Source organism: Streptomyces sp. NPDC057638 (genome assembly GCF_042800315.1).
Lineage (GTDB): Bacteria > Actinomycetota > Actinomycetes > Streptomycetales > Streptomycetaceae > Streptomyces.
Genome location: NZ_JBHVHF010000569.1, coordinates 1 through 2,079 on the forward strand (window position 1 = coordinate 1; position 2,079 = coordinate 2,079).

Annotated in this window: 3 protein-coding genes and 2 tRNA genes; 4 read left to right on the forward strand and 1 reads right to left on the reverse strand. The window is 68.0% G+C overall.

Translation table 11 applies throughout. The annotated features are described in order from the left end of the window. Window positions 1-103: 103 nt before the first annotated feature. Window positions 104-517, reverse strand: a complete 414-nt coding sequence (locus ACFVIM_RS34835) for an SsgA family sporulation/cell division regulator (protein WP_003959770.1) — start codon at window positions 515-517, stop codon at window positions 104-106. Window positions 518-707: 190 nt separating this feature from the next. Between ACFVIM_RS34835 and ACFVIM_RS34840 the strand changes: the two genes are divergently transcribed. From ACFVIM_RS34840 to ACFVIM_RS34855, 4 genes are all read left to right on the forward strand, one after another. After that, on the forward strand, window positions 708-1,184 hold the full coding sequence (locus tag ACFVIM_RS34840) for a TIGR02611 family protein (protein ID WP_384310318.1): 477 nt from the start codon (window positions 708-710) through the stop codon (window positions 1,182-1,184). 53 nt (window positions 1,185-1,237) lie between these two features. After that, a tRNA-Val gene (locus ACFVIM_RS34845) sits at window positions 1,238-1,309 on the forward strand. Between the two features lie 178 nt (window positions 1,310-1,487). Continuing rightward, complete coding sequence (locus tag ACFVIM_RS34850) at window positions 1,488-1,934, forward strand: SRPBCC family protein (protein ID WP_384310321.1); 447 nt, start codon at window positions 1,488-1,490, stop codon at window positions 1,932-1,934. Window positions 1,935-1,983: 49 nt separating this feature from the next. Further along, a tRNA-Val gene (locus ACFVIM_RS34855) sits at window positions 1,984-2,055 on the forward strand. Window positions 2,056-2,079 lie beyond the last annotated feature (24 nt).

Genomic DNA, 2,079 nt, shown 5'->3' on the forward strand with positions numbered 1-2,079 from the left:
GCGCGGGAATACGCGATGACGGCGCCGATGGTCCGCCATGGGGAAGGTTCCGCACGGCGCCGTCTCCCCGAGTAGGACGGCGCCGAGCAGCTCGCGGTCTGGCTCAGCTCTCGGCCAGGATGTGCGAGAGCTCCGTATCGAGATCGAAGTGACGGTGCTCGGTGCCCGGTGGCACCGCCGCGTCGGTCCGCTTCAGGAACGACTCCAGGGCCCGTGCCGGGGCCTCCAGCAGTGCTTCTCCCTCAGGGGAGCTCAGTGCGATACAGACGACTCCCTGGCCGTGGCTGCGGGACGGCCAGACTCTGACGTCGCCGGTGCCGGTGGGCCGGTGCAGGCCCTCGGCGAGAAGATCGCGGGCGAAGACCCACTCGACCGTCTCCTCGGCTCCGGTGTGGAAGGTGGCGTGCACGGCGTAGGGATCGGCCGTGTCATACCGCAGGCCCGCGGGTACAGGCAGTGAGGACTCGCTCGATACAACGAGGCGCAGGTGCAGCTCGCAGCTGACCGTGGTGTTCATAAGCGCCAGGGCCTTTCGCTCAGTGTGCGCTCGGGGATTCGCACGTCGGCGAAATCGACATGCCACCAACGGTGCCGTTGTAAACCCCTCTGAGGGTTTTGGGTGCGTTTAGGTACCCCTAACGGCGGAGTGATTCTTCGTTCCCCAGGACCATTCCGGTGACTACGCCGGGTCCGGTAGATTGGCTTATATGAACACGGGGAGTAACCAAACTGAAGCTGTTGTGACGGCTGAGGCTGATGAGGTGAGAGCGGCGAAGGACCAGTCGGCCGCGGACGGCGGGCAGGGGGACGGCAAGCCCCTGGGCTCGCGTGCCCCGGAGTTCATCAAGGCCCGCAAGACCCTGCACATCAGCTGGCAGGTCGGTGTCTTCGTGGTCGGTCTCGCCGTCGTGGCGGCGGGCGCGGCGATGCTGGTGCTCCCCGGGCCCGGCTGGGTCGTGATCTTCGCGGGTATGGCGATCTGGGCGACCGAGTTCGTCTGGGCGCAGCTGGTGCTCCGCTGGACCAAGCGGAAGGTCAGTGAGGCGGCCCAGCGGGCGCTCGACCCCCGGGTGCGGCGCCGGAACATCATCCTCACCACGATCGGCGTCGTCATCTGCGCGGTGCTCGCGGGGATCTATCTCTGGAAGTTCGGACTGGCCCTTCCCTGGGAGATCAAGTACTGATCGGAACCGGTCAGAGGCACCCGCTGACATGCGGTAATGTTTGCGGTGCGTCCGGGCGATTAGCTCAGTGGGAGAGCGCTTCGTTCACACCGAAGAGGTCACTGGTTCGAACCCAGTATCGCCCACCGGATCCAAGGGCCCGGAGACTCCATCGAGTCTCCGGGCCCTTGTCGTGCGCCCGGTCCGTGGCGTGTCCGGGCCCGCGCCGGACTGTGTTTGATCGCGATTGACCGTTTTCCGTGGCGGGTGGTGGATACTCGCGGCGGGATCGCCGGCCGGACGGCGGCGGACGGCGGGAGGGTCATGGACTGGGGTCACTACCGCTTCCACAGCGTCTGGGAGCTGCCCGCGGCCCCCGAGGCCGTACTCGCCGTCCTGGAGCGCGCCGAGGAGTATCCCCGCTGGTGGCCACAGGTCCGGTCGGTCACCCCGCTGACCGACCGGAGCGGACAGGTACGGTTCCGCTCCCGCCTTCCCTGGGAGCTCACGGTCACCGTGCGGGCCCGGCCCCGCGACCTCCGGTCCCGGATGATCGACCTGGTGCTCACCGGCGACCTGGAGGGCTGGGCGCGGTGGACGCTGCTGGAGCGGCGCGGCGGCACCCGGCTCGACATGGAACAGGCGGTCCGGTTGCGTAAGCCCCTGCTCGGACGGTGGGCCCCGCTCTGCCGTCCGGTGCTGAGGGCCAATCACGCCGCCATGATGCGTTCGGGGCGGCGCGGGCTGAGCGCGCTGCTGCGGTCGCGCTGAAGGGATTTGAAGGCAGCCGCTCCGGGCCTGTATGGTTCAGTCCGTTCCCGGGCGATTAGCTCAGTGGGAGAGCGCTTCGTTCACACCGAAGAGGTCACTGGTTCGAACCCAGTATCGCCCACCGGGAGAAGGCCGGTCCGTCGAT

What these genes read in the sequence shown, in the direction of transcription:
- ACFVIM_RS34835 (WP_003959770.1), bottom strand. Translation starts at nt 517, where the DNA reads ATGAACACCACGGTCAGCTGCGAGCTGCACCTGCGCCTCGTTGTATCG.
- ACFVIM_RS34840 (WP_384310318.1), top strand. Translation starts at nt 708, where the DNA reads ATGAACACGGGGAGTAACCAAACTGAAGCTGTTGTGACGGCTGAGGCT.
- ACFVIM_RS34850 (WP_384310321.1), top strand. Translation starts at nt 1,488, where the DNA reads ATGGACTGGGGTCACTACCGCTTCCACAGCGTCTGGGAGCTGCCCGCG.